Below are 26879 nucleotides of genomic sequence, written 5' to 3' on the forward strand. Positions count from 1 at the left end.
CCACCGTAAAATCGATGGTGCTAGAAACGTTGATACCACGGGACGGGCGCGAAATGCGCGATTGTTCCCGGGAAATATTGACGACATCGCCACACAAAAGGGTCACAAGGACGACCATTTGGCTATCTTCGTGACCCTGAACCCAGGTATTTAGTTAGTGCGTATTAATACTCGCGCTTGCGCAGCCATGCGCCACTGGTCAGTGCCAGTAAGCCTAAGCCCAGCAGTGCCAGAACGTTAGTGCGCTTTTCACCGGTCTGCGGCAAGTTGCGCTGCGTCGTGTTTGCGACTTGCTTCGTAACTGCTACTGACTTGCGGTTCACGTGCGTAATTGCGTCGCCAGTACTTGGCAGTTGCGTCCGACTAACAGACGTGCCAGTACTTGGCTTTGTTGTTTCTTCCGGCGTGGTGTCACCTTCATCAAACGTGTTGGGCAGATTATGTCCACCCGGTGTTTCGTCTGTACCCGGTTCATCTGTAATTGGTTGACTCGCATTCTGCTTGTAAACAAAGGTGATGCTCCGCGCGTCGGTAGCGAACGTGCCACTTGCACTGGTTTGGCCAGTGACAGTGTAGTTGGTAATACTTGGCGCACTGACATTGTAGCTGGTACCTGCTGTCCCTGACTGCGTTGTGTCTGGCAAGAGCGTCTGACCGGCATCATCGACATAATGAACTGTCAGCGTGCCCAATGTCTGGCCGTTATCTGGTGGCGTAACAATCTGGGTGTAGATGAAGGCGATTGTCTGCGGCGCCGCCGTGAAGCTGCCCTGCGCAGTGCCACTGCCCATCAGACGGTAACCCGTAATCTGCGGTGCGCTGACTGCATAACTCGTGCCTAAATCACCTGACTGCGTCGTATTTGGCAACAGTGTCGTCCCATGGTCGTCAACATAGCGGACCGTGAGTGTACCAGTCGCAACCGGCGGTGTTACCTCGCTGGTGTCCGCGGCGTAGGTAACAGTCACCAACTGATCAGCACTATCAGCTTGCACTAAACTGGCACTAACCTGCTCCAGATTGCCATCCGCAGCAGTGGTGGCAACCACGTGGTAATCGGTAATAGTCGGATTGGTCACCGCAGCAAAAGTTGCGGCAGCTGCCTGCTGCCAACTAGCCCCAGTCGGCACACCTTCTGTGAGGACTGGCGCGTCCTGCTTGCCGAAAGCTGTGTACGTCTGTGCTTGCTGCGTTACTTGGTCAACCATGACCACAAAGGACTGACTTGCAACGTGATCCGGTGCCACAATTTTACCAGCACCATTCACATAATGAATCGTCTGTGTGACCGTCCGCGGGGCATCAGCGGTGTACGTGTGTTTCAAAACTACCTGGTAATTGGTCGTGCTGCCTTCTGTTGTAAACGCGATGGCACTGCTACCGTCAGCGTTCTTAGTGGCGTCACTCACAAGCTCATAACCCTGTTGCAGGTATGCGCCAATTGTTGCGGCACTATCATAAGTGCTGGTCGTGTTGAGGTCGCCTGTGAGTTCTGCATTTGTTGTCGCGGTATCGACGCGCAAATCCGTGTTCGTCGTGGCATCGTGGTAAGTGACAGTCGCACTTGCCTGCTGGCGCGCGCCAACCGTAATCCCAGCCTTCAAGCCTTCGACCTGCTGCAGGCGGTTCGCTTGAATACCATAACTGATGAACGCCTGTGATCCGACCACCGCATCAGCGGCGACGTGCACCGGCACAACGATTTGCTGGCTGCTGCCGTCAAGATAACCAAAAGCATCATTGTAGCTGACAATGAAGCCAGTCACCTGACTAAAATCGCTAACGTCCGCGGCGGCCAAGCCGTTCGGCGCGTCAGCTGTCAGATAGGCTACTGTTGCCCTTCCCTGCCAGGAAGCAGGCAGTTGAATTGGTCCGGAAAGTTTAACGGCGTTCGTGCTCGTTCCGCGAGCGGTACTATCCAGAACCGCGGTATCGCCTTCCTGTGGCAGCGTCGCCAGGAGGGTCAACTCCTGCAGCGCCTTGTCTGTGGTGTTAGCAAGGTTCAAGAGGTACTGACCATCTTCATTCGCATTCACCGTGACGAGTGCACCGATCTCGCCAGCCGCGTTTGCCGCGGCGGCCGTTGCCATCACCTGGTGGCCGGTCGCGGTGTTCACACCACCCATAATTTCAAGTGCGTAAACTTTTTGCGTCAGTTGCAGGCCCGGCAAGTTAGCACCGTTATAAATCTGCACGTCAGACGCGTCACTAGGATCAATCGTGCGTGGCACAACGGTGTCAGCTTCACTAACCGTGGAGTAGAGACCAAAAGCCAGGTTCTTCAAGTTCAACTCCTCGTTCACATCAATGTCGAGGGCAAGCGTGTTGGCGCTATTCGGGGCTAGGGTGCCTTGCTGCCAATTGATGGTCAGCAGCGTCATGCCATCGACTGCCTGAGCAGTAACCTGTGCATCATTGCCGGTGTAGGTCACTCCCGCTGGCAGAATCACGTATGTGGTCAGATTGCTGAAGCTCTGCAAGGAAGCCTTGTTGTTGTCGACGTCAATCAGCATCTGGTTGGTGCCAGGATCAATTTTGCCATCGGTGACGTTCGCAAAGCCAATGCTTTCGTTGAGAACACGCGGTGTGTTTTCGGCGGGCTTGATGATTTCCGCAGTTTTATCGGTCATGTACTGGTTATAGTTAGCCGTGTAGTCGTTGGCACTGCCAGGTTCAATTGGATTACCAACTTCATCAGTTAGGTGCACTTCAAGGCCAACACGGCCCTCACTGCCAGGATAGCCTGGAACAGTCGCAATTGTATAGGCGCCAGTCTTGTCATACCGAGTTTCCAGCCAGCCGAGCCAATCAAACCCTGATACGTTCACCGTTAGAGAATTGGTAACGGTACCATAGTAATCAACTTTTGGCGTCATCGTAAAACGAATATTGTCATAAGTTTGCCCTGCGACAGGCGTTGTCCACACAAACTGCAACTTATCTACGCCCCGATTGTTATCGAGTAGCTTCGTCATATCCAACTTCCGCCCTGCCGTGTCTGTGATGTCGGCTAAAATTGGAGTGCTTTCATACTTATCTTCATCCTGATACTTCACGTAGAGACTAAATTTCGGCGCTTCATCCAAAGCGAGGATGTTACCCTCAAGTGTTGCATAAGGTGCGCCCACGGACATCGTCTGGATATTCAGATGATCATCCACATCATAAGTTGCCACGTAACTCTGAATCTTACGAACGTAACCATCCTTCGTCAGTTTCAATTCTGAAACATTTTCAAATCCCACAGCAGGATCTGGACCCTGAGGCGCATCGTAATCTGCGGAGCCGAGTTGAATTAAGTAATTCAAAGTCGCGTTTGGATAAACTTGAGGATCAGTGTTGATTTCAGGACTCGCCATTGCACCTGCGCCATCCTTCGGTCCCCATTGGTAAAAGTAGAACTGGCTACCATCTGTTGTATAGCCAATTTGACTATAATCAGGGACCGTTCTGATTGTGCTAGTTGCGGCTTCGGACTGAACCTTCTCACCATTAATAGAAGTTGCGCCCATGAGTGCACCCACGGTCAAGTCAGTATTGACCGGCACATCACTATTAATCCGGCCAACAATATTGAACTGAGCAGTCAACAAGTTTTTGGTCGCTGCAGCTTGTTCCTCAAGGCTCGGCGCTGGTAAATAGAAATCGAGGATGGTTTGCCCCGCATCTGTCGTGTTCACAACCGGTTGTGGCGTACTACTATCCACACTCACGAACGTCATCCCGACCGGCAACACCGCGCGCACTTGCACCTGCGTACCAGGCTCAATGTAGGCTTGCCCAGCCACCTGTTTCGGCGTCGACACCCCAATCGCGTAAGCAACTAAATCGCCGGCGCGACCGGTGAGTTTACTCTGATCAATCGTCGCGTCGCCGTTCGCATCCATTTTGATACTGCCATCGTCATTCGTTGGCAGCACGCCGATGAACTGTGCGGCAACACCGTAAATCGCCTTGGACGTAATCAGTACGGTCTGGTCGCCACTTTCAGTGACCGTGTCCCCATCAACAAAACTGGCAGACATCGTGAGCGGCGTCTGGTTCTTAATGTCGCCAGACTCGGTCGCAAAATTGAATCGCTTGCTAACAGTCAGTCCATTTTGGGGGCCTGCAAAGTCATAAACCAGCTGGTTTGTGGCTTCGTCCAGCGTTGGCGTGACACCATTGATGCTCAAATCTGTGTCGCTCGGTGCGAAATCGCTTGGCAAATTGACGAGCAGCTGTTGCGCACCGCTGTCAGACTCAATCCCAGACACATTCAGATTGAAATCAAACGTCGCTGTCTCACCGGATTTAATTTGGGATTGTTCCGCTTGCAAGTTTAGAGTTGTACTCGTCGCATCAACCTGCTCTTTTTGCGTTGCTGCTGCTGACGTTTGCGTCTCGCCCTCAGCAGCAGGCGTTGTACTCTGCTCACCAGCATTCTCTTGCGTCTGCGTTGCAGGAGCTGATTCTGTCGCTGTCTCACCCGCCACCGAAGTATTGACGGAATCGTTTGAACCCTCCGTACTTACTTCTGGCGCAGAAGTACCAGTTGATTCGCCAGTTACTGCTTCTGACACGTCTGCCGCATCGGTCCCAGTACCAGTTGCGGTGGTTCCAGTTTTTCCGGTGTCGTCGCTTGGCGTCTGCTCACTCGTGTCTTCCGCATCTGTTGTTGCTTGCGTAGCATCTTGCTGAACGTTGTCCGCACTTGGCGTTTTAGTTTGCACGTCCACGTCGGAATTAGCATCACTCGTTGCAGCATCGTCCTTCTCAACCACAGAATCCCGCACTGCCTCGGTGTCTGTCGCCGCACTCGCAGCAACCGGCTGACCACCGAGCACCATCATGGTGCCGACAAAGCCGATGCCGGCAACCAGCCACAACTTGCCCGCCTTGTACATTTTGTAGTGCATCTTGACCTCAGTGCTAACTTGCCCATCTCTCTTCATCGCACGCATGATAATTCCTCCTCGCTTGCCGCTAGGTGACATACCTTCCACATTTAATGTAAGCCCTGACATAGGCAAAAGGGGTGCAATTATCACAAGCTAAGCTCGTGATTTGCAGATTTGCAATTAGAATAGTGTTATTCATTCATTAGTATTTTGACAGAATTTACGTCACAAAAATACGGACGTCCCTAGCTAGGAATGTCCGTATTCATTGAAGTCGGTACTGCGATATGCGCGTTCTAGTGTTGACGCTTCCGGAACCACGCACCGCTAACCAGGCTCATGAGGCCCAGTCCCAGTATTACCGCGATATTATTGTGCGTTTCACCAGTTTGCGGCAGAGTCCGTGGCACCGCATTTTTCTTAACGGAATTTACCGGCGTCTCGCTAGCAGTTGTTGCCGTGTTCGGCAGTGCCGTCTTCACGGTCTGCGTGCCACCCTTACCTGGTGTTGCCGTGCCACCATCGGTGCTTGGCAGCTCGTGTCCTGGCTTATCAGGTATGTCCGGCTGACCAGGTTGAACCGTTCCACCTTCATTCGCTTTGTAAATCAGCACGATATCCGTCGCTGTCCGGGCAAAATGTCCATCCAATGGCGCTGAACCGTTACCCAAGCCAACGTACTGGTAACCAGCGATTGCTGGTGGCGTCACGCCATAAGCATTGCCAACGTAAGCAGCTTTTGTTGTCGCTGGCTGCACGATTGTGCCGTCAGCCGTGACGTAGTGAATGGTCAGTGTTGCAGGCTGATCTTCGGCTGGTCGTCCTGGAATCTGTTCGTAGACGAAGGTGACCGTCTGGGCTGCCTTAGTAAAGTGCCCCTGAGCGCTCGCATTGCCCTGGAGTGTGTAAGCATTGATGCTGGGGGCTGTCACACTGAACGCATTACCGACGTAGCCGGACTTCACCACGTTCGGGAGCAGTGTCTTGCCATTGCGATCGACGTAACGAATGGTCAGGTCACCGGCCTGCACTTCGTCGCCGGGTTCACCAGTAGCAAAACCGTAAACGAAGGTCACCGTTTGCGCGGCCGCAGTGAAACTACCACTCACCTTTGGTGCGCTCTTGAGCACATAGTTCTTGATACTTGGCGCAGTCACTGCGTAGGCATTGCCCACGTAGCCGGCCTTTACCACATCTGGAAGTAAGGTCTTACCGTTCTCATCCACGTAGCGAACGGTCAAATCTCCCGCTGCGACTGGTGTTGGCACTTCACCCGCATCCGGTCCGTAGGTGACGGTGACCACCTGGTTGCTACTTGCACTGTTGATATTGGCGGCGGCCACCTGCTTCAGGTCACCATCAGCCGCGGTCGTTGCCGTCACCTTGTAGTTCTTAATGCTTGGGTTGGCAACCGCTGCGAAGCTGACCAAATTGCTGAGCGTCCAGTCACTGCTATCAGGTTTGCCATCTGTCAGTGTTGGTGCCGCAGCGATACCAGTTGCGGTGTAAGTTTGCGTCTGACCCGTGACGTTGTCAGTCACAATAAGAAAACTCTGACTGTCCACGTGATCTGGCGCTAGCGTTTTGCCGCTCCCATCAACGTAGTGAATCTTGCGCGTCACGGTCTTCACGGCGCCGGCCGAGTAAGCATGTTTGAGGGTGACCACATAATTGGTGGTTGCACCACCAGTGGTGAACTTGATGGCACTGCTGCCATCGGCATTCTTGGTGCCATCACTAACGAGCTGGTAGCCTTGAGCAAGGTAGGCTGCGATGGCAGCCGCGCTGCTGTAAGTGCTGGTCGTATCGAGATTGCCGACCAGGCTGGAATCAGTTGTTGCGTTCACGACGGCCAAGTCGATGTCCATCGTGGCGTCGTGGTAAGTCACCGTGGCGTTGGCTTGCTGCCGCGTGCCAACCGTAATGCCGGCCTTGAGGCCCTCGGCCTGCGTCAGACCATTTGCCGCAACCGCATAACTGATGAACGCCTGGGTTCCTTCAGCTGAATCCCCGGCAACATGCACCGGTACGATAATCTGCTGCTCACCACCGTCAACGTAGCCTTGCGGGTCGTCATAGGTGATGGTAAAACCAGTGACTGCGCTGAAATCAGTCACGTCTGCCTCAGTTAGGCCATCTGGTGCCGTCGCAGTGACGTAACGGACCGTTGCCTTACCCTGCCAACTAGTCGGCAACTGGATTGGACCTGACAACTGCACGTCATTGGTGGTCGTCCCACGGGCGGTAGTCGCGAGCACCGCGGTATCCCCAACGCGAGGCAAGGTCGCCGTCAGCGTCAGGTTCTGCAATGCCGCGTCTGTTGTTGGGGCGAAACTAAGCACATACTGCCCGTCTTCGTTCGCGCGCACGGTCACCAGACTACCACTATCACCGTCAGCATTCGTCGCACTCGCTTCCGCCTTCACCTGGTGTCCAGCAATGTCGTTCACACTGGCCAAAATTTCGAGCGCATAAACATTTTGGCTCAACTGCAGGCCTGGTAAACTGGCACCCTGCAGAATCTGCACATCAGAGGCGGCAGTTGGGTCAATCGTGCGTGGTACCACGGTGTCGGGTTCGGTAACTGTTGAGTACAGACCAAAGCCCATCGTCCCAAGGTTGAGCTTGCCGTTAATATCGACGTCCAGGCTCAAGGTGTTGGCACTGTTTGGTGCCAAGGCATTACGCTGCCAGTTAATCGTGAGCAGTGTCTTGCCATCAACAATCTGTACGCTCACCTGTGGATCATTACCAGTGTAGGTGACACCTTCGGGAAGCGTCACGTAAGAGGTTAACCCACTGAAACTCTGCAGAGAAGCCTTGTTGTTGTCAACGTCAATCAGCAGTTGGTTGGCCCCAGTGTCAGCTTTACCATCCGTTGTCTTGGCGAAGCTGATGCTTTCGTTGATGACACGGGGAGTGTTTTCAGCAGGTTTAACGATTTCGGCAGTTTTTGACGTCATGAACTGATTCCAAATGGCAGCATTACTACCATGAATTTCGGTACCAGGGGCAGGAATTCCATTTTTAAAGCCAGACATTGGTCCGACCAAAAAGGCACCGTCTTGGCTATATTGTACCTGAACCCACCCCGTTCCCAGGAGAAATCCGGTAACATCTGCGCTCAACGAATTCTTGACGGTTCCGTAGTAATCCGCTTTCGGGGTCATTGTAAATGTTACATTACGGTATGTTTGACCTGTAACTGGTTTCTCCCAAACAAATTTAAGCTTATCAACACCACGTTGATTGCTCAGCAGGCCATTTAAATCGATTGTTTGGCCAGAGGTATCCGTCATGCCACTTAATATTGGAACATTTTCAAAAGTATTAGAATCCTGATACTTTACAAAAAGTTCAAACTTAGGATTTTCATCCAGCAACGCTGCATTACCCTCGATGTATCCAATCGGTTTTGCAACGTATAGTGTATTTACGTTTAGATGATCATCAATATCATACGTCACACTATACTCTTGTATAGGCCTAATATAGCCTTCGCTAGTAAGCTTAATTCCAGGTGCTTCACTAGTGTACTCTGGCATGTAGTTCTGCTGGGATGCATTAAAATCCGCGTCACCCAGTACAAGCGTATACGTTAACACATCACCCGGTGAAGCTTGAGGATCAACATTAGTTGATGCACTCGTTGAACCAGACTGACCTTCAACTTGAGGACTATATGCATAGAAGTACATTACGGTTCCCCCCGTCGGAATGCCGTCCTTAATGTAATTAGGAACCGTTGTAATTGTGCTCGTTGCAACATCTGATGTAATAGTCTCGCTATTGATGGTCGTTGCCCCCATCAAAGCCTGAACAGTCAAATTCGTGTTATATGGAACATTGTTATTGATTCGTGCCACGATATTAAATTGCTGACTAATTAGATTCTTAATTGCCGCTTTCTGTTCTGCAACGCTAGGTGCTACAAGTGCAAAATCAAGAATTGTCATCCCACTTTGTGTGGATAATTGAGGTGTTGGTGTGGTGTTATCCACGCCAACATAGGTCATGTCTAATGGCAAAGCAACACGCACCCGAACTATCGTCCCCGGCGCAATGAACGCCTGGCCAAGAGTTTGCTTGGGTGCGGAGATGCCGACGGTGTACGCCACAAGGTCGCCCGCACGCCCAGTAATTTTAGTTCTGTCGATTGTTGCCTGCCCATTTGCATCGGTGACTAAATTGCCGTTACCGTCTGATGGCAGCACGCCGTCAAACTGAATAGCAACACCATAAACGGCCCTGGAGGTCACCGTGACACTCTGATCACCCGTCTCGACGACGTTTTCACCATCCGTGAACACTGCCGACATCGTTACCTTAGTGCCGTTCACGATTTCACCCGACTGAGTTTCAAAGTTGAACTGCTTGTTGGCAGTCAATCCGTTTTGCGGCGTCGCGAAATCATAAATCAACTGGTGATTCGTCGCGTCCTGAGTTGGCGTTACCCCGTTAATGCTGAGGTCAGTGTCGGTCAGTGCAAAATTGCTAGGCAGGTTAACAATCAGCTTCTGGGAACTGCCATCGGTCTCAATGCCAGACACATTCAGATTAAAGTTAAAACTCGCGGTTTCACCAGACTGAATCGTGTCCTTTTGAGTCTGCAAGGTCATCGTGGTGCTGGTGGCATCAACCTGCGTCTTCTGCACGGGTGCCGCGGCAGCACGCGCGGCTGTCACGGCTTTTGCAGTGGCTGCGGGTTGCGACGACTGTGCCGTTTCAGTAGTCGCAGCTTGTCGCTGACTGCCGTTCTCCGTCCCTTGCGCAGCAGCGCCATCAACGTTCGCACCGTCTGTCGTTTTAGCGGTAGTGTCGGCCTGTTCCGCTGTTGTATCAGGAGCTGCCTGCTGCATTTCTGCGTTGCCCGTGTCCGCTTGCTGCTTCTCGGCAGTATTTTGCACAGCACTGCCCGCAGCTGACTGCGGCGTCTCAATCGCTTTCTGCGTGCTATCGTTTCCGGCCGCATCGCTTCCCGCTTCATCAGCAGCAGTATTCTGCGCCGCACCTTGCCCTTGCGTCTTCGTGAGCTGAACCGTGTTACCGGTCTGCTCGGTGTCGCTCTTCACGCTGGTGTTCGCATCACTGTTGGCGTCGTCTGTCGTGCTGGCCGCAACCGGGTTGCCGCCCAAGATGGCCATCGTGCCAATAAAACTAATGCCGGCAAACAACCACAGTTTGCCTGCCTTATACATTTTGTAATGCAGTTTGGCATCCCCACTAGGTAGCCGACTGCTCGTCTTCTTTGTGTGCATCATAACTCCTCCTCGTTTCGTTAAAATGCGCCACTCCCACCTTTACTGTAAGCCATTTACCACATCAGATGCGGTCACTTCACTTGTACTAAAATTGCTCTTTGTGAACGCTATCATAGTTATTAGTAATGATTTAAATAAGTTTTCTTAGCAAATATTTTGCCCATAAACTACAAAAACGAGGCTACCTTAGAGGGCAACCTCGTTTCACGTTAAATATGCAAATACACACTTGTGCTTCAGTCTATTCCTGTTCCGCCGCGCGCTTAACATCGCGCGCAATAATCGGACCCAGGTACTTCCCGGTGTAACTAGCTGGCACCTTCGCAATCTGCTCCGGCGTGCCGGTGGCAACGACGGTCCCACCGCCATCCCCACCTTCAGGACCGAGGTCAATCAGCCAGTCGGCCGACTTCACGACGTCCAGGTTGTGTTCGATAACCAAGACGGTGTTGCCCTCGTCCACCAGCCGCTGCAGAACTTCGAGCAACCGGCCGATGTCGTCAGTGTGCAGCCCCGTGGTGGGTTCATCCAAAATGTAGAAGTTCTTCCCCGTGCTGCGCTTCTGGAGTTCACTTGCGAGCTTCATGCGCTGGGCTTCCCCACCAGACAAGGTGGTGGCAGACTGACCTAGGGAGACGTACCCAAGGCCAACATCAACGATGGTCTGCAGCTTGCGGGCAATCTTCGGAATCGGTGCGAAGAACTTGCAGGCTTCACTGACGGTCATGTCCAGCACTTCGGAGATGTTCTTGCCCTTGTAGGTCACTTCCAGCGTTTCGGAGTTGTAGCGACTGCCGTGACAAACTTCACAGGGCACGTACACATCGGGCAGAAAGTTCATCTCGATTTTGATGATCCCGTCACCCTTACAATTCTCACAGCGGCCACCCTTGACGTTGAAACTGAAGCGGCCCTTCTTGTAACCACGCAGCTTGGCCTCAGTGGTCTGAGCGAACAGGCCCCGAATGTCATCGAAGACCCCAGTGTAAGTGGCAGGGTTACTGCGCGGCGTGCGCCCGATTGGCGACTGGTCGACGTCAACAACCTTCTCCAGGTTCTCCCAGCCTTTGATGGACTTGTAGGCACCAGGTTTTTCGGAATTATGATTCATCTTCTGCTTAAGCGCCCGCTTGAGCACGGAGTTGACCAGCGTGGACTTACCAGAGCCGGAAACACCGGTCACGGCAATGAACTCACCCAGTGGGAAGTCCACCGTGATGTTCTTCAAGTTGTGATCAGCGGCTCCCGTTACGCGGATGGCCTTGCCATCACCGGTCCGGCGCTCCTTAGGCACCGGGATGAACTTGCGGCCAGACAGGTACTGTCCCGTCAGCGATTTAGCACTGCGCATTACCTGTTTCGGGGTACCGGCAGCCATCACCTTCCCGCCGTTTTCCCCAGCACCGGGGCCAATGTCAATCAGGTAGTCCGCGGCGAGCATCGTGTCCTCATCGTGTTCGACGACGACCAAGGTGTTCCCGAGGTCGCGCATCTTCTTGAGGGAACGAATCAAGCGGTCATTATCGCGCTGGTGCAGTCCGATAGAAGGTTCATCCAGCACGTAGAGCACACCAGACAGGTTCGACCCAATCTGTGTTGCCAAGCGAATCCGCTGGGCTTCCCCACCAGACAAGGTGCCGGCACTACGGGAAAGCGTCAGGTAATCCAAACCCACGTTCACCAGGAAGGTCAGCCGATCGCTGACTTCCTTGACGATGGGACGGGCAATCGTTTCATTTTGCTCGCTAAGCTTAAGGCTTTCAAAGAATGGTTCGGCGTCCTTGATGGCCAGATCGGAAACTTCGGCAATATCGCGGCCGTTCACCTTCACGGCCAGCGCTTGTGGGTTCAGCCGCTTGCCGTGGCAAGCTGGGCAAGCCAGTGCGGTCATGTACTGCCGCATCACGGTGCGGGTGAAGTCACTGTTAGTTTCGTGGTAGCGGCGGTCGATGTTGGGCAGCACGCCTTCGAACTCAACGTCCAAATCCCGCAAACCACCAAAGTCATTTTCAAAATGGAAGTGGAAGGTCTTGCCCTGACTGCCGTTCAGCACGAAATCGCGCTGCTTGTCAGTGAGCTTTTCAAAAGGCACGTCCATCGGAATGCCGTACTGCGTGCAGGCCTGTTCCAACATCGTTGGGTAGTACTGCGAACTGATTGGGTTCCACGGCGCAATGGCGCCCTCCGCCAGGGTTTTGCTCTTGTCCGGCACGACCAGATCCACGTCAACGTTGAGCTTCTGGCCCAAGCCATCACAAACTGGGCACGCACCAAAAGGCGCGTTGAAGGAGAACAGACGTGGTTCCAGTTCGCCAACGGAGAAACCACAAAGCGGGCAGGAATAGTGTTCAGAGAACACGAGTGGTTCGCCGCCGATGACGTCCACCACCGCGTAGCCTTCAGACAAGCGCAATGCAGCTTCGAAGGAATCAAACAGCCGGGAGCGCACTTCTGGCTTGATGACGATGCGGTCAATCACGATGTCGATGTCGTGGAACTTCTTCCCGTCAATCTCGTAGTTTGGGTCCACGTCGACGATTTCGCCATCAACGCGCATGCGCACGTAACCTTCGCGCTGAATTTTGGCGAAGACCTTCTTGTGCGCACCCTTCTTGTGGCGAATGATGGGGCTCATAATCTGCACACGCGTCTTCTCAGGTAACGTCAACGCCTTGTTCACCATCTGTTCAACCGACTGGCTCACAATCGGGGTGCCATCGTTCGGGCAGATTGGCGTGCCCACCCGCGCCCAAAGCAGACGCAGGTAATCGTTGATTTCGGTGACCGTTCCCACGGTACTGCGCGGGTTCTTGGACGTCGTCTTCTGGTCAATGGAGATGGCCGGGGACAAGCCGTCAATTGAATCCACATCCGGCTTGTCCATCTGGCCCAAAAACTGGCGCGCGTAAGCGGAAAGGCTCTCAACGTAGCGGCGCTGGCCTTCTGCGTAGAGCGTGTCGAATGCTAGCGAGCTCTTCCCTGATCCGGACAAGCCGGTCACAACAACTAGCTTGTCTCGCGGGATGGTGACGTCAATATTCTTTAAGTTATGGCTACGAGCGCCGTGAATCACAATTTTATCATTTGCCATGTATATCGTTTTCCTCATTAGCGGGCCGAAGCGGTGCCCTGCACACGTGCGTGCTTAGTCTTTTGCTTCCAGCTCCAGAATCGTATCGCGCAGACTTGCCGCCTGCTCGAAGTCGAGCTTCTTCGCTGCCGCCTGCATCTGTTCGCGCAGACTCGCCACAACTTCCTTGCGTTCAGCCGCCGTCATGTCTTCCAAGTCGACCTGAGCAAAGCTCTTGCCCTTGTCGTCATCGGCGCCATCCTTGACGATTGTGCTAATGTTGTCACGGATTGGCTTAATGATGGTCTTCGGCGTGATGTTGTGGTCCTTGTTAAACTGTTCCTGAATCGACCGCCGCCGCTGGGTTTCATCCATCGCCGCGCGCATCGAATCGGTAATTTTGTCCGCGTACATGATGACTTTTCCGTGCTCGTTACGGCTCGCCCGCCCAATGGTTTGAATCAGTGAACGTTCCGCACGCAGGAAGCCTTCCTTGTCGGCATCCAGAATCGCAATTAGCGAAACTTCCGGCACGTCGATCCCTTCACGCAGCAGATTAATCCCAATTAGCACGTCGAACTTGCCCAAGCGCAAATCGCGGATAATCTGGGTGCGCTCGAGCGTCTTGATGTCGGAATGCAGGTACTTGACCTTAATGCCGAGTTCTTTCATGTAGTCGGTCAAGTCTTCCGCCATCTTCTTGGTCAGGGTCGTGATGAAGACACGTTCGTGCTTTTCAACGCGGATGTTAATCTCTGACACGAGGTCATCAATCTGGCCCATAATCGGCCGCACTTCGATTTTGGGATCAAGCAGACCGGTTGGCCGAATAATTTGTTCAGCAACGTCCTTCTCGGGCACGCGATCCATTTCGTATGGTCCTGGCGTTGCGGAAACGTACAAAATCCGGTTGACGTGCTTCTCAAATTCAGCCAGTGTCAGCGGCCGGTTATCCAGTGCACTCGGCAAGCGGAAGCCGTAATCAATCAACACCTGCTTGCGCGCACGGTCACCATTGTACATGGCGCGAACTTGCGGCATCGTGACGTGGCTTTCATCCACCATGATGTTGAAGTCCTTCGGGAAGAAGTCGAGCAAGGTGTATGGTGGTTCACCGGGCTTACGACCATCCATGTGCCGCGAGTAGTTTTCAACCCCACTCGTGTAGCCCATTTCACGTAGCATTTCGATGTCGTAGTTCGTCCGCTGCTCCAGCCGCTGGGCCTCAAGCAACTTATCGTCGTCGCGCAACTCCTTGAGCCGGGCATCGAGTTCATCGCTAATCCCCTGAATCGCCGTATCCATGCGGTCGTCGGCGGTCATAAAGTGTGTCGCTGGGAAAATGGCCACGTGGTCACGGGTACCAATGACTTCACCAGTCAGCGCGTCGACTTCGGTAATTCGGTCAATTTCATCACCAAAGAACTCAACCCGAATCGCGTGCTCATCGCCGCTGGCAGGGAAAATTTCGACCACGTCGCCGCGCACACGGAACCGGCCACGCTGGAAATCGATGTCATTACGGTCATACTGAATGTCCACGAGCCGCCGCAAAAGTGCATTACGGTCCATCTCCATGCCCACGTGCAGGGAAATCAGGTGGTCAAAGTATTCCTTTGGGTTCCCTAAACCAAAGATGCTGGACACTGATGCCACCACAATCACGTCGCTGCGCGTCAGCAGCGAACTGGTCGCTGAGTGCCGCAGTTGGTCAATTTCGTCGTTGATTGAAGAGTCTTTTTCGATGTAGGTATCAGAACTGGGCACGTAGGCTTCAGGCTGGTAGTAATCATAGTAAGACACGAAGTACTCGACGGCGTTGTTTGGGAAAAACTGTTTGAATTCGCCGTAAAGCTGACCCGCCAGCGTTTTGTTATGGGAGAGAATCAGCGTGGGTTTACCCAACTGCGCAATCACATTACTCATTGTGAAAGTTTTCCCAGTCCCGGTAGCACCAAGCAAAATTTGTTCTTTTTCGCCCGCCTTGAAACCCTTCACCAATTTCTCAATGGCCTGCGGCTGATCTCCGGCCGGTTTGTACGGTGACACCAACTCAAAAGGTCGTTGTTCGCGCGTATCTTCCATGCTTAACTCCTCCAATCCGGCTTAACGCTAAGAAGAGGACCAGAACCTAGTTCCAGCCCTCCTCCAGCTGCTAGTCTCGCGTTTGGCCAGTGCGGATAAAGTATCCACTGCTGCCCCTTTTGGTGCTAATAATACCACGGCGAACAAACTTTCGCTAGTGATGCTACTTAAGCATTTATTGCGAAAACAAACGTCCTTATAATTTCTGTTAATTGGCTATCAGTTGAATTTTGATAATGTTACACTTTTCTTATCAGTAAGCAGAAAGGAGCCCATTATGAAGCGAAGTTTCCTGCAAAATCTCGAGACCGTCTTTTCAGCAAAATTACGCTGGCGTTATTTTGCCGTCACCGTGCCTGTCTTGCTAGTCCTCATCGTGGGCCTGCTCGTCGTTCGTAATAACCGCATTACGGCCAGTGAAGCTGCCAGCAAGGCTGCCGTCAGCTCGTCGATTCAGTTAAAGAAAAACATGGCTAAAAAGAAGGCAGCGGCGAGCGCGGCAGCTGCCAAGAAAAAACAGGCTGCAAAACCCGTCAACTGGCGCAAACCGTCACAATCTAAGGCCTACCCGTCTGTCAGCAAACACCCACATTTGGAACTAGACGTCAGCATTAAAAAGCAACACGTCTACGTTAAAGATGGCAAAAAAATCCTCTATACCATGTACGCATCGACGGGCATGGATGGAACCACGCCGAAGGGCACCTTCCACATTCAATCTGAGCGCGGCGACTACTTCTATAACCCCAGCGAAAAAATGGGTGCGCATTACTACACGAGCTTCCTCGACCACGGTAAGTATCTCTTCCACACGGTACCCACCGACGTGAATGGCAAATACATCACCAGCGAGGCCAATAAACTCGGCAAGGAGGCCGCATCCCACGGCTGCGTTCGCTTAACCATTCCGGATGCAAAATGGATCAACGCAAACATTCCCGTAGGCACCAAAGTGAAAATCGACTAAATCTCCCCCAAGCACAAAACGACCGCTTCTCTGCATAACAGAGAGACGGTCGTTTTGTGTTGCACCAGCGCTTAAACTCTAATCCAGAATCTCGTGCGTTAAGTCAACCAAGTGATCCCGGTCGGCAAAATCCTCGCTGAGCATGTCAGGGAGAATGTTGTTCAAAAAGTACTGCACGCTGGCCATGTCCTTGAACTCCGCAATGGTCTTGAGGCTTTCCCGGTAGATATCTAAGAAGACGGACTCAGGGTTCCCCTTTTCGATTTCGCCATAACCTTCATAAAGCAAATCCACCTTATCGGAAACGCTGAGAATTTTACCTTCCAGCGTATCGTCTTTGCCCTCGCCCAGCCGGCGCCGGTAAATGTCTTGAAACTCGGCCGGTATTTCATCCTCAATAAAGTTCTCGGTCATCGTGTCCTCGACGCCCGCGAGCATTTTGCGTAAGGTCGGCGTCGCATATTTGACTGGCGTCTTGATGTCACCAATGAAACGCTCGGTGTAGTCGTGGTTGAGTGCCTTCTCATACAGTCGCTGCCAGTTTACCTGCTGGCCAGCTTGTTCCTCAATATCGCCCAACATCTGCGCAATGGATGCGACCTTGAAGCTATGCGCGGCCACTGAGTGCTCCTCATACTTGAAGAAGCCTGGCGCGCGGCGCAAGGTTTCTAGATTCGACAACCCATCGATGTATTGGTGCAGTCCCATAACAATCACCTCCGTAATTTTTGTTAATGCTAGCACATCGGCTGGATGCATGCAAAACGCTGTCCGTCAGCGTAAGTCGGGAAACTTTCATCCGCAAGGATGCTCGGTTTAAAAATAGTGGTTAGACCGAAGGTCGGGACTGGGGCGGCTTGGTTACGTGCCCGCAGGCAGGTGACGCGGGGTCGAGCTACGCGGCCGTGGCTCTAAGCGCTAAAGCGCAAAGTGCCACTGGCTCACGCCTGGCAGGCCAGGCTACTGCTAAACTTTTTCCCGAACGTGAACAGACCATACAATACGGCTTGCGCCGGTTGTATGGGCTGTTCACGTTCTTTGCGCGCCACCTACCTGCGTTCACTCCACCAAGCCGCCCCAGGCCCTAAGTGCTACAACATGGTAGTTGTGAAAGTTTCCGGCTGCGCTGGCGGAAATGGACATGTAATCGGGAAAAGTTGCACAGTGAGGAGTTCATCTGTCTTCTCGAATATGGTGAAGAATGTTGCCACAGCCTCTCTAAGTACAGGAGACAGTCATCTTCTAGTCACGACCGATGTGTAGCCGAATGTTAGTGCGATATTTCCTACTTAGTAACGTGTCGGCCACGGAGGCGTGAGTGCGCTTGGGCGGAGCGGAGGGAACGGAGTCGGGCGACAAGATAATCTGCAGTGTATGCCCGGCGTGGGTCTTGCCGGGTGTACACCGCAGATTATCTTAGGAACGCGGATTTGACGCTGGGTTTGCGGCAAATCTGCCAGCGGAAGACGGCGAAGCCAGTCGACCTCGCGCTTTAGCGCGTAGTGAGACGGACACCGTAGGGCCGCCTGGAGCGGTCCCGCCCGACGTAGTTCGCCGGAGCGCAGCCCAAGCGCACTCACGCCGGAGTTGCCGACCCCACCACCTAACGGTGGCCGTGAAAACACCACAGAGGCGCAGCGTGACTTCGTCACCGAAATGCTATCGCTGACGGACAGCGTTCACTATTCAACTGCGTCTGCGAACTGACTCAGTGCCTTCTCGTAAGCGTCAAGGCGCTTGTCTGCCTCGGCCTGCGAATCCGCGCTCACACCAATGTAGAACTTCACCTTCGGTTCGGTACCGCTTGGCCGGATGGCAATCCAGGTGTCATCGGTCAAGTAGTACTTCAGCACGTTGGCCTTCGGCAAGGTCAACCGACTCGTTGCCCCATCGGCGGTTTGTGCAACACCGCTCAGGTAGTCCTCAAAACGCGCAATTTTGGTCCCCACAAAGTCTTCTGGCTGATCTTCGCGGAAAGCCCGCATCAGTGCTTGCATCTTCTTGGGACCGGTGACGCCAGCGAATTCCAGCGCTGTGGTCTTTTCAGCGAAGTAACCATACTTCGCATATAGCTCGTCAATCGCATCGGCGAGGGTCATCCCCCGGTCCTGGTAATAAGCCGCAACTTCGGCCAACAGCAAGGTGGACTGCACCGCATCCTTGTCCCGGACAAAAGGCTTAATCAGGTAGCCGTAACTTTCCTCAAACCCGAACATGAAGGTGTGGTCACCAGTTTCTTCAAAGTGGGCAATCGCATCCCCGATGAACTTAAAGCCGGTTTCCACGGTTAACATTTTGACACCGTAGTCGGCGCAAATGCGGTCAGCGAGTTCTGTGGAAACAAAACTCTTCACGACAGCAGCATTAGCTGGCAACTTACCGGCCTGCTTGCTGGCTTCAAGAATGTAGTGCAGCAACAGACTGGCAATCTGGTTCCCCGTTAGCAAGTGGTAATCGTCCCCGACCCGCACGGCGGCACCGAGACGGTCGGCGTCCGGATCAGTTGCAATCAGCAGGTCAGCACCCTGCTCTTTGCCCAGCTTAATCGCCAGGTCGAAGGCTTCCTTAAATTCTGGGTTGGGATGGCTCACGGTGATGAACTCAGGGTCGTAGATGGCCTGCTCACGCACCATGCTGAAGTTCGCAAAACCCGCGCGCTGAAGTGCCCGCATAACCGGCACCTTCCCGGTCCCGTGCAGTGGCGTGTACACCAACTTCATGGTCTTACCCACACGCTTTACGAGCTCAGGATCCACCGTAACGGTCGCCACGGCGTCCAGATATGCCGCGTCAACGTCTTCACCAATGAGCTGCATCAGGCCATTGTGGCGCAACTGCGTTTCATCAGCCTGCGCGATGTTGAAGATATCCGTCACGCCCTTGATGTACTCAGTAATTTTGTCCGAGGCATCGGGTGGGAGCTGGCCGCCATCTTCGCCGTACAGCTTGTAGCCGTCGTATTCCTTCGGGTTGTGGCTAGCAGTAATCATGATGCCGGCAAACGCGTGCAGGTCACGCACGGCAAAAGACAGCTCTGGGGTTGGGCGCAAAGCGTCGAAGACGTAGCTCTTGATGCCAGCAGCACCCAGAACCGCGGCGCTCACGTGGGCAAACAGTTCGGAGTTATGGCGTGAGTCAAAACTGATGGCCACCCCGCGCTGCATGACAGCATTGCCCAGTTCGCGCATGTAGCGCGCGAGGCCGGCAGTTGCCTGCGCCACGGTGTAGATGTTCATCCGGTTGATACCGGCACCCAGCAGGCCGCGCATCCCCGCGGTCCCGAATGCCATCGGCACTGCGAAGGCGTCTTCACGCAACTCAGCATCGGTGCGCATCGCGTCCAAATCCGCCTGTAATTCTGCGGGCAGACCCGTCTGCTTGGTCCACACTGCGTAATTATCATCAAAGGTCATGCTGTCCAGCTCCAATTCATGTTTTTAGTCTACTCACAGTATACATGCAAAATTTTGTCAGCGCCCCCATTGCGGACGAAAACACAAAAAAACGCGGCCACAGCCGCGTTTCTTAACGTTTTGCTAACACTTACTTATTAATTAAAAGTGACAGCTTACTTGAGGGCGCTGTCCTTGAGGCCCTGGATGTAGTTGAAGACACCCTGGCCGGCCAAACCACCGTCACCGATAGCAGTTGTAATCTGGCGCAGTTCCTTCTGGCGCACATCCCCAATGGCGAAGACACCAGGCACCTTGGTCTGCATGTGGTCATCCACAATGACCCAGCCCTGCTCATCAAGCACGCCGAGGTTGGCAAAGGCATCTGTCATTGGCTTGATGCCAACGTAGATAAAGGTCCCCTTACCGTCGACAACCTTCTCCTCGCCCGTCACCTTATCCTTGTAGCGAACACCGGTCACACCGTCGTCACCACCAAGAATCTCTTCCACCTGGGCGTTCCAGATGAACTTCATCTTGTCGTTGGCAAAGGCACGCTTTTGCATGATTGGCTGTGCACGCAACTGGTCGCGACGGTGAATGACCGTCACGGAGTTTGCGAGCTGCGTCAGGTAGAGACCTTCTTCAATAGCGGAGTCCCCACCACCAATGACGATGAGGTCCTGGCCCTTGAAGAACGCACCGTCACAGACGGCACAGTAGGAAACACCACGGCCGGCGTATTCTTGTTCCCCAGGAATGCCCAACTTCTTGTACTCGGAACCAGTAGCCAAAATGACCGCCTTGGCGATGTAATCGCCGTCATCCGTGTGCACAATTTTGTTGTCGCCGTCGGTTTCGATGCCCGTTACGTTACCGTACTCGTACTCGGCACCAAACTGCGTGGCACCGGCGAACATCTTCTCACCCAGGTCGGGACCCATGACACTAGGGAAGCCCGGGTAATTTTCGATTGTAGCGGTGTTGTTCATCTGGCCACCGTAAATCCCGCGGTCCAGCATCACAACGGACAGGTTGGAGCGAGAGGCATACAATGCTGCGGTCATGCCCCCAGGGCCAGCGCCGATCACGACAACGTCAACTTCTTTACTCATGGCTTAAATCCCCTTTCAGTTCTCTTACTTTTTGTAAGACTATTAATAATATACCCGCTCTACTCCGAAAAGTAAAGCGGGTACGCAGTGACTAGTAATCGAATTCAGGCTTGCTTTCGCGTTTCATCAGGTCAGAAATGGCCTGCTTGATTGGCTTGTCGTTGTACAGCACGTCGTAAATGGCGTCCGTAATTGGCATCTCAACACCCTTGCTGTGGGCAAGTTCGTGAGCAACCTTGGCCGTGGAAACACCTTCCACAACCTGGCCCATGTTATCGAGCACGTCCTGGAGCTTCTCGCCGTGGCCAAGCTGGTTACCACAGCGCCAGTTGCGGGAGTGCACGGACGTTGCCGTCACGATGAGGTCCCCAACACCAGACAAACCGATGAAGGTCAGTGGGTCGGCACCCATCTGCACACCGAGGCGGCTGATTTCAGCCAAGCCACGGGTAATCAGGGCAGCCTTGGCGTTGTCGCCGTAACCCAGACCGTGCAGTGCACCGGCACCAATCGCAATGACGTTCTTAAGTGCGGCACCCATTTCAACACCAATCACATCCTGGTTGGTGTAGAGGCGGAAGTAATCGTTCATGAAGACCTTCTGGACATACTGGGCGGCTTCCAAGTTGGTGGAAGCGGCTGTGAGTGTCGTGATGTCCTTCACGGAAGTATCCTCCGCGTGGCTTGGGCCGGAAATGGCCACAACGCCGCGGTGCTGTTCTGCTGGGATGACGTTCTCAATCACCTGCGTAACGCGCATGTAGGTGCCCACTTCAAGACCCTTGGCTGCGGATGCCAAGATTGGCTTCTTGTCGCGCTTTTCAAGCAATGGCAAGAGCTGTTCAGCAACCCCACGCACCACGTTGGTTGGCACAACGAAGAGCACAACATCGGCATCTTCAGTGGCCTCTGCCAAGCTGGTCGTTGCGACCAAGCGGTGGTCGAGACGGAAACCAGGCAGGTAGTGTTCATTACTGTGCTGGTTGTTAATCTCATCGGTGTCCTTCTGGAGGTATGCCCAGATGTGCACATCGTGACCATTTTCGGTAAGCAAGTTGGCGAGAACGGTACCCCATGATCCGGCACCAAGAACTGCAATTTTGACTGACAAAAGATTCACTCCTTAATTGTTAATAGCGGCGTTCAGATTACCCTCAAGGTACCATGGCGTCTGTTTCTGACGACGCCGGTAGATGAAGATAATAACCGCACTGACGAACAAAACAATGGATACAAGCTGCGACACCCGCAGGCCGGCCGTGATGTACAAACTATCGGTCCGCATGCCTTCAACGAAGAAGCGGCCGAAGCTGTACCAGAGCACATAAGTCAGGAAGACTTCGCCCTGTTTGAACCAGTCCTTGTGGTGACGAATGGACATCAGCAGGATAAACCCGCAAACGTTCCACGCTGATTCAAAGAGGAAAGTCGGCATTCGGTACTGCCCACTGATGAACATCTGTTGAATAATCCATTCAGGCAGGTGCAACTCGTGCAGGAAGGACAGGCTCGTGACCTGTCCAAATGCTTCCTGGTTCATGAAGTTGCCCCAGCGACCAATCGTCTGCGCAATCATCACGGTTGGCGCTGCAATGTCCAGCACCAGCCAGATGGACAAGTCCTTGATGCGGCAATACACGATGAAGACAATGGCCGCGGCAATCAGCGCCCCATAAATGGCAATTCCGCCATGCCAGATGGCGATGATTTCACTGGGATGCTGCGAGTAATATGGCCATTCAAACGCGACGTAGTAAGCACGGGCCCCAATCAGGGCAAAAGGCAGGGAGTAGAGCACCAAGTTGAGGATGTGATCCTCGCTCACGTTACGACGCTTAGCTTCCTGTACAGCTAGATAAACAGCCAGAATCACGCCACTGGCGATAATCACGCCATACCAGTGGATTTCAAGCGCGCCCAGGCGGAGGGCGATTGGGTTTAATGCAGCGTACATATGAATCTCCTAATCGCTAGAATTTTGGGCAATCAGGTTGTTCAGGTTATCCTCAAACTTCTTGGTTGCATCGTAACCCATGGTCTTAGCCCGGTAGTTCATCGCGGCAATTTCAATCAGAATTGCGATGTTCCGCCCAACTTTCACGGGTACGGTAATTTTGGGAACGGCCACGTCGAAAATCATCTGCGTGTCCATTCCACTGCCCAGACGGTCAAAATTCTTGTCTGAGGTCCAGTTGGCAAGGTGCACAATCAGGCTAACCGATGTGTTTTCACGCACCGCCCCGGCACCGAAGAGATCCATCACGTCAACAATCCCGATACCGCGCACCTCAAGCATGTGCTTAAGAATCGCGGGTGCGGAACCGATGATGGTCTGCTCATCTTGCTGGTAAACGTCAACACGATCATCAGCAATCAGCCGGTGCCCACGCTGAATGAGTTCAAGCGCCGTTTCGGACTTTCCAATGCCGGAATCCCCAGTAATGAGTACGCCGAGTCCGTAAATTTCAACGAGCACCCCGTGCATACTTTCGCGCTCAGCCAGTTCACCATCAAGGTAATCAGTGATGAGTGAGGACAAACGGGTTGTTGGCAGTGCAGAGCTAAGCACCGGAATATGTGCAGCCGCGGCTGCCTCGAGCATGCCTTCTGGTGGGGTAAGCCCCCGCGAAATCAGGAATGCCGGCGTATCCCTCGAACACATTCTGCGCAGAACTTCGTGCCGGTCAACAGCATCCATGTTCCGTGCAAAAGATGTTTCCGTACGACCGAACAACTGAATTCGTTCGTGCGGATAGTAATTGAAGAACCCAGTCAGTTCCAGACCAGGACGCGAAATATCACTCACAACAATTTTGCGTTCTTGCAGGTACTCCTGACCACTAAGGACGGTCAGCTTTGCAGCGTCAACCAACGCGGCGACGGTTACGTATTCAGCCAATGCGTTCACCTACCCTTTTTTATACTTTACATCTTACCATATTCAGCCCCTGCTGACGCTACCTGTCTGTAACACAGTCCGTCAGTGTAAGTTCGTGCCCGTAAGGGTGCGCTCTTCACTTTAAGCTGTTTTCATACTGCCGTAAGGCGGTGGGTCGGCAACTCCGGCGCGGGTGCGCTTGGATCCTCCGGTGTCCATTGCACTAGCATCGCTAAAGCGATGAGTGCAAGTGGCTCCATCCAAGCACACCCGCACCTGCGTGGCCAACACATTACCGGGTGGTAATCACAAAATTAATCAGAGTAATCTTTGATTTTCTGCATTCATAGTGGTTCATCAGCGCGTCCTGATTTGATGAATATCGTAGCTCTCAGGGATGGGTATACCCACTCTGGATGGCACTGGTAATATCACCACTATCATCTCGTGAATGCACTAAGAGCCTGGGGTGGATTGGCGTAGCAAGCAGGGACGGAGTCAGCGAAAACACAATTAGCAGTGTATGCCCGACATGGTTTTCGTCGGGTGTACACCGCTAATTGTGTCGGGAGCGGGACTTTGACGCCGGTTTTGCGGCAAAGTCCCCAGTGGAAGACGGCAGAGCCAGTCGACCTCGCGCTTTAGCGCGTAGTGAGACGGACACCGTAGGGCCGGCTGAAGCGGTCCCCGCTGACGGAGTTCCTGCTTGCGAAGCAAATTCGCCCCAAGCCCGACCTTCGGTCTATTTTCACAGAAGTCATCCTAGCGGATGGTATTTTCAATACTATCGCTAACGAACAGCGACAAACAAAAACAGGCCGCGCAACGCGCGACCTGCCAGTGTTAGAAATCGTCCCAATGTGCACCGGAGTCATGCCGGTGGACTGTGGTATCGTGACCAGAATCGGTCACATCTTTGCGGCGGTTGCTACCTTTTGCAAAATCATCCCGCTGCGAAAAGCGCACGTGGTTGCCGGCGCGGTTGGTGTGGTGACTGTACGTGCGCCCACGACCCGTGATGCGCATGTAGAGCCAGATACCGAGGATGATCATGATGGGGATAGCGAGGAACCGAAAGACCATGTAAATCAGCATGAACGGAATCATCAGCAGCATGATTACCCCGATGATTACCAGTGGAATTAAAATTAGTGGCAAATACTACACCTACTTCTCTTTGTCTGTGTCCTTAATCAGGATTTCGCCCGTGACGGTGCTCAGGTTAACCACGACGGTTTCTTCGCCCTCGCGAACCAGGTCAACGCTACGGCGCTGTTTGCTTGGCGTCTCAATGCCAGTCATCCGTGAACGGATGCTCCCAAAACGCGTTTTGGCCTGGCCACTCAGCCCCACTTCTTCTGGCAGTGCGACCTTCACGGCACCGTTCACACTCGTGGCGTTAACGGACTTAGCCGCAGACTTCAGCGTCACCTTCACATCGCCATTGACGGTTGAAATCTTAAGCGACTGCCCCCGACCAGCAAAGCGAGCATTCCCGTTTACCGTGCTGATGACCGCGGAGTTAATCTGGGCGTCAACTGCTTTGACGTCGCCATTAACGTTCTCCGCTTCAACCATGACGGCCTGCACGTTGTTAAACTTCAGATCGCCATTCGTGGTTTTGGCGTACAAGTCCTTGCCGTGCAAGTCGTTCATCTTCATGTCGCCGTTGAGGTTTCGTACTGCCACGTGGTCATATTCGCGCCGCGGCAAGCTGATGACCAAGTTAGCCTCAATTCGCTTGTTTGGTACTTGGAAAATGAAGTGTTCACCATCAACTTCGATGTTGCTGCGCTGGGTAAACTCGTCAAGAAGTTCACCGCTTACTTTACCGAAGAAGCGAATGTCCGCCTGGACCTGAATATCATCACTGTCCCAAGTGCGGAACTGTACATTCCCATTCGCAACGCTGACATCCAAAACGGTAGCCGTGTTGTTGGCAAAAGTGAAGGTGTGACTGAACTTTTGGGTGGCAATTCCCGGAACCCGGACGGTAACGTCCTTCCAGTCGACATTGTCCATGACACTCTTGGCCGTCTTGCGGACGATGGAGCCAATTTGGCTGCTGGCGTCACTGACCGCCTTGCCCAAATCCTGGGCAGCGGACTTAGCCTGATCCTGCCAGTCATCCGGTACAACACGGCTAAAATTATCCTTCATTTCTAGCTGCCGAATTTGGCGATCAAGATCATTTAGCTCCTGCTTGGCCGCGTTACGCTGTTCTTCCAGCTTCGTTACTTCCTGACCAAGCGCCTTGTTCTGGCTCTTCAGATTCGTCCGCGCTTCCGCCTTGTCAGGGGTAAGCGTGTCGAGGTCTTCCATGGTGTCATAGACGATAATCTGCTCGTCATTAGCGGCTTGCTGGCGGCGCAAATCAGCAAGCTGTTCACTACTGGTATCGAGTTTTGTCCGAACTTTCGCACGCTTGCTGTTCAGTTCATCCAATTCTGGATTGCTTTGCTTCTCAGCAGTTTCCTGTTCGGTGTCCGCCTCAGGTTGTGCCTCCGTCATGGTTTCTTGAACTGGATCTGTTTTTTTACCCTGGTTAGCCAGGTTTTCAAGTAATACGAGCCCTTCTTCACTAGAGAGCACGCCTTTTTTCACTAAGTCTAAAATACGTTCACGTTCATTCATTGTTGGGTCCTCCATATCTTTTAGGATTCCATGCTTATATTATGCCTGCGATGCCGACCACTTTACATAGGTCCAAAGGTTGATTTTTGCTAATTCACAAAATTCACAAAATTTACGCTGAAATTCGGGAGTTGTCGCTGTCCGTCAGCGTAAATCTGCGCCCGCAAGGGTGCGACCTGCACTTTAAGCAGTTTTCACAACGCCGCAAGGCGGTGGGGGCGGCAACTCCGGTGGTGGTGCGCTTGGGCTGCGCTCCGGGAACTACGTCGGGCGGGGCCGCTTCAGCCCGCTAACGCGGTCTTCCGCTGGCAGAGTTGCCGCAAAAACCAGCGTCAACTCTGCGCTCCCGGTATTATTGTGTGAAGCCGTGGCGAAAGTTCGCGCCACGTCTCCACACAATAATACTTTCGCCCGACTCCGTTCCCTCTGCTCCGCCCAAGCACACCACCACCTCCGTGGCCGACACGTTACAAAGTGGAACTAAAACTACTCATCGTGGGATCAGGAGAACGAGCGGTTTTGGTCTGCTCAAGAATCAGGCAAATTGTTCGCTTAGCCCCACAAGCCTTGTTCCAATCTCAGTGCTGTTTAGTTCCA

Annotated in this window: 13 protein-coding genes; 1 reads left to right on the forward strand and 12 read right to left on the reverse strand. The window is 53.2% G+C overall.

Annotated features, from left to right (window positions below; translation table 11 throughout):
- Positions 1-164: 164 nt before the first annotated feature.
- The 4 genes from EKM97_RS09285 to uvrB form a co-directional block, all read right to left on the reverse strand.
- Positions 165-4943, reverse strand: coding sequence for a MucBP domain-containing protein (locus EKM97_RS09285; protein ID WP_164507504.1), 4779 nt, complete (start codon positions 4941-4943; stop codon positions 165-167).
- A 233-nt stretch (positions 4944-5176) separates the two neighbouring features.
- Positions 5177-10141, reverse strand: coding sequence for a MucBP domain-containing protein (locus EKM97_RS09290; RefSeq protein WP_125572130.1), 4965 nt, complete (start codon positions 10139-10141; stop codon positions 5177-5179).
- Positions 10142-10382: 241 nt separating this feature from the next.
- Complete coding sequence (gene uvrA, locus EKM97_RS09295) at positions 10383-13232, reverse strand: excinuclease ABC subunit UvrA (RefSeq protein WP_125572131.1); 2850 nt, start codon at positions 13230-13232, stop codon at positions 10383-10385.
- A 54-nt stretch (positions 13233-13286) separates the two neighbouring features.
- A complete protein-coding gene (gene uvrB / locus EKM97_RS09300; RefSeq protein ID WP_125572132.1) occupies positions 13287-15296 on the reverse strand; it encodes an excinuclease ABC subunit UvrB in 2010 nt (669 codons plus the stop codon).
- 277 nt (positions 15297-15573) lie between these two features.
- Between uvrB and EKM97_RS09305 the strand changes: the two genes are divergently transcribed.
- Complete coding sequence (locus EKM97_RS09305; protein ID WP_125572133.1) at positions 15574-16263, forward strand: L,D-transpeptidase; 690 nt, start codon at positions 15574-15576, stop codon at positions 16261-16263.
- A gap of 78 nt (positions 16264-16341) precedes the next feature.
- Here EKM97_RS09305 and EKM97_RS09310 read toward each other — a convergent pair whose 3' ends face one another.
- The 8 genes from EKM97_RS09310 to liaX form a co-directional block, all read right to left on the reverse strand.
- Positions 16342-16971, reverse strand: a complete 630-nt coding sequence (locus tag EKM97_RS09310) for an HD domain-containing protein (RefSeq protein WP_125572134.1) — start codon at positions 16969-16971, stop codon at positions 16342-16344.
- 974 nt (positions 16972-17945) lie between these two features.
- A complete protein-coding gene (locus EKM97_RS09315; RefSeq protein ID WP_125572135.1) occupies positions 17946-19676 on the reverse strand; it encodes a phospho-sugar mutase in 1731 nt (576 codons plus the stop codon).
- A 155-nt stretch (positions 19677-19831) separates the two neighbouring features.
- Positions 19832-20770: a thioredoxin-disulfide reductase gene (gene trxB, locus EKM97_RS09320; protein ID WP_125572136.1), complete on the reverse strand. Its 939-nt coding sequence runs from the start codon at positions 20768-20770 to the stop codon at positions 19832-19834.
- A 91-nt stretch (positions 20771-20861) separates the two neighbouring features.
- A complete protein-coding gene (locus tag EKM97_RS09325; protein WP_125572137.1) occupies positions 20862-21881 on the reverse strand; it encodes an NAD(P)H-dependent glycerol-3-phosphate dehydrogenase in 1020 nt (339 codons plus the stop codon).
- Positions 21882-21893: 12 nt separating this feature from the next.
- A complete protein-coding gene (gene lgt / locus EKM97_RS09330; RefSeq protein ID WP_125572138.1) occupies positions 21894-22724 on the reverse strand; it encodes a prolipoprotein diacylglyceryl transferase in 831 nt (276 codons plus the stop codon).
- Between the two features lie 9 nt (positions 22725-22733).
- Positions 22734-23669: an HPr(Ser) kinase/phosphatase gene (hprK, locus tag EKM97_RS09335; RefSeq protein WP_125572139.1), complete on the reverse strand. Its 936-nt coding sequence runs from the start codon at positions 23667-23669 to the stop codon at positions 22734-22736.
- An 822-nt stretch (positions 23670-24491) separates the two neighbouring features.
- The gene (locus EKM97_RS09340; RefSeq protein ID WP_125572140.1) at positions 24492-24806 is read right to left on the reverse strand and encodes a hypothetical protein; all 315 of its coding nucleotides are present in this window, start codon (positions 24804-24806) and stop codon (positions 24492-24494) included.
- Between the two features lie 9 nt (positions 24807-24815).
- Entirely contained in the window at positions 24816-26282 is a 1467-nt protein-coding gene (liaX, locus tag EKM97_RS09345; RefSeq protein ID WP_164507505.1) for a daptomycin-sensing surface protein LiaX, read from the reverse strand.
- Positions 26283-26879 lie beyond the last annotated feature (597 nt).

The sequence above is a fragment of the Lacticaseibacillus songhuajiangensis genome (assembly GCF_003946025.1).
Taxonomy (GTDB): domain Bacteria; phylum Bacillota; class Bacilli; order Lactobacillales; family Lactobacillaceae; genus Lacticaseibacillus; species Lacticaseibacillus songhuajiangensis.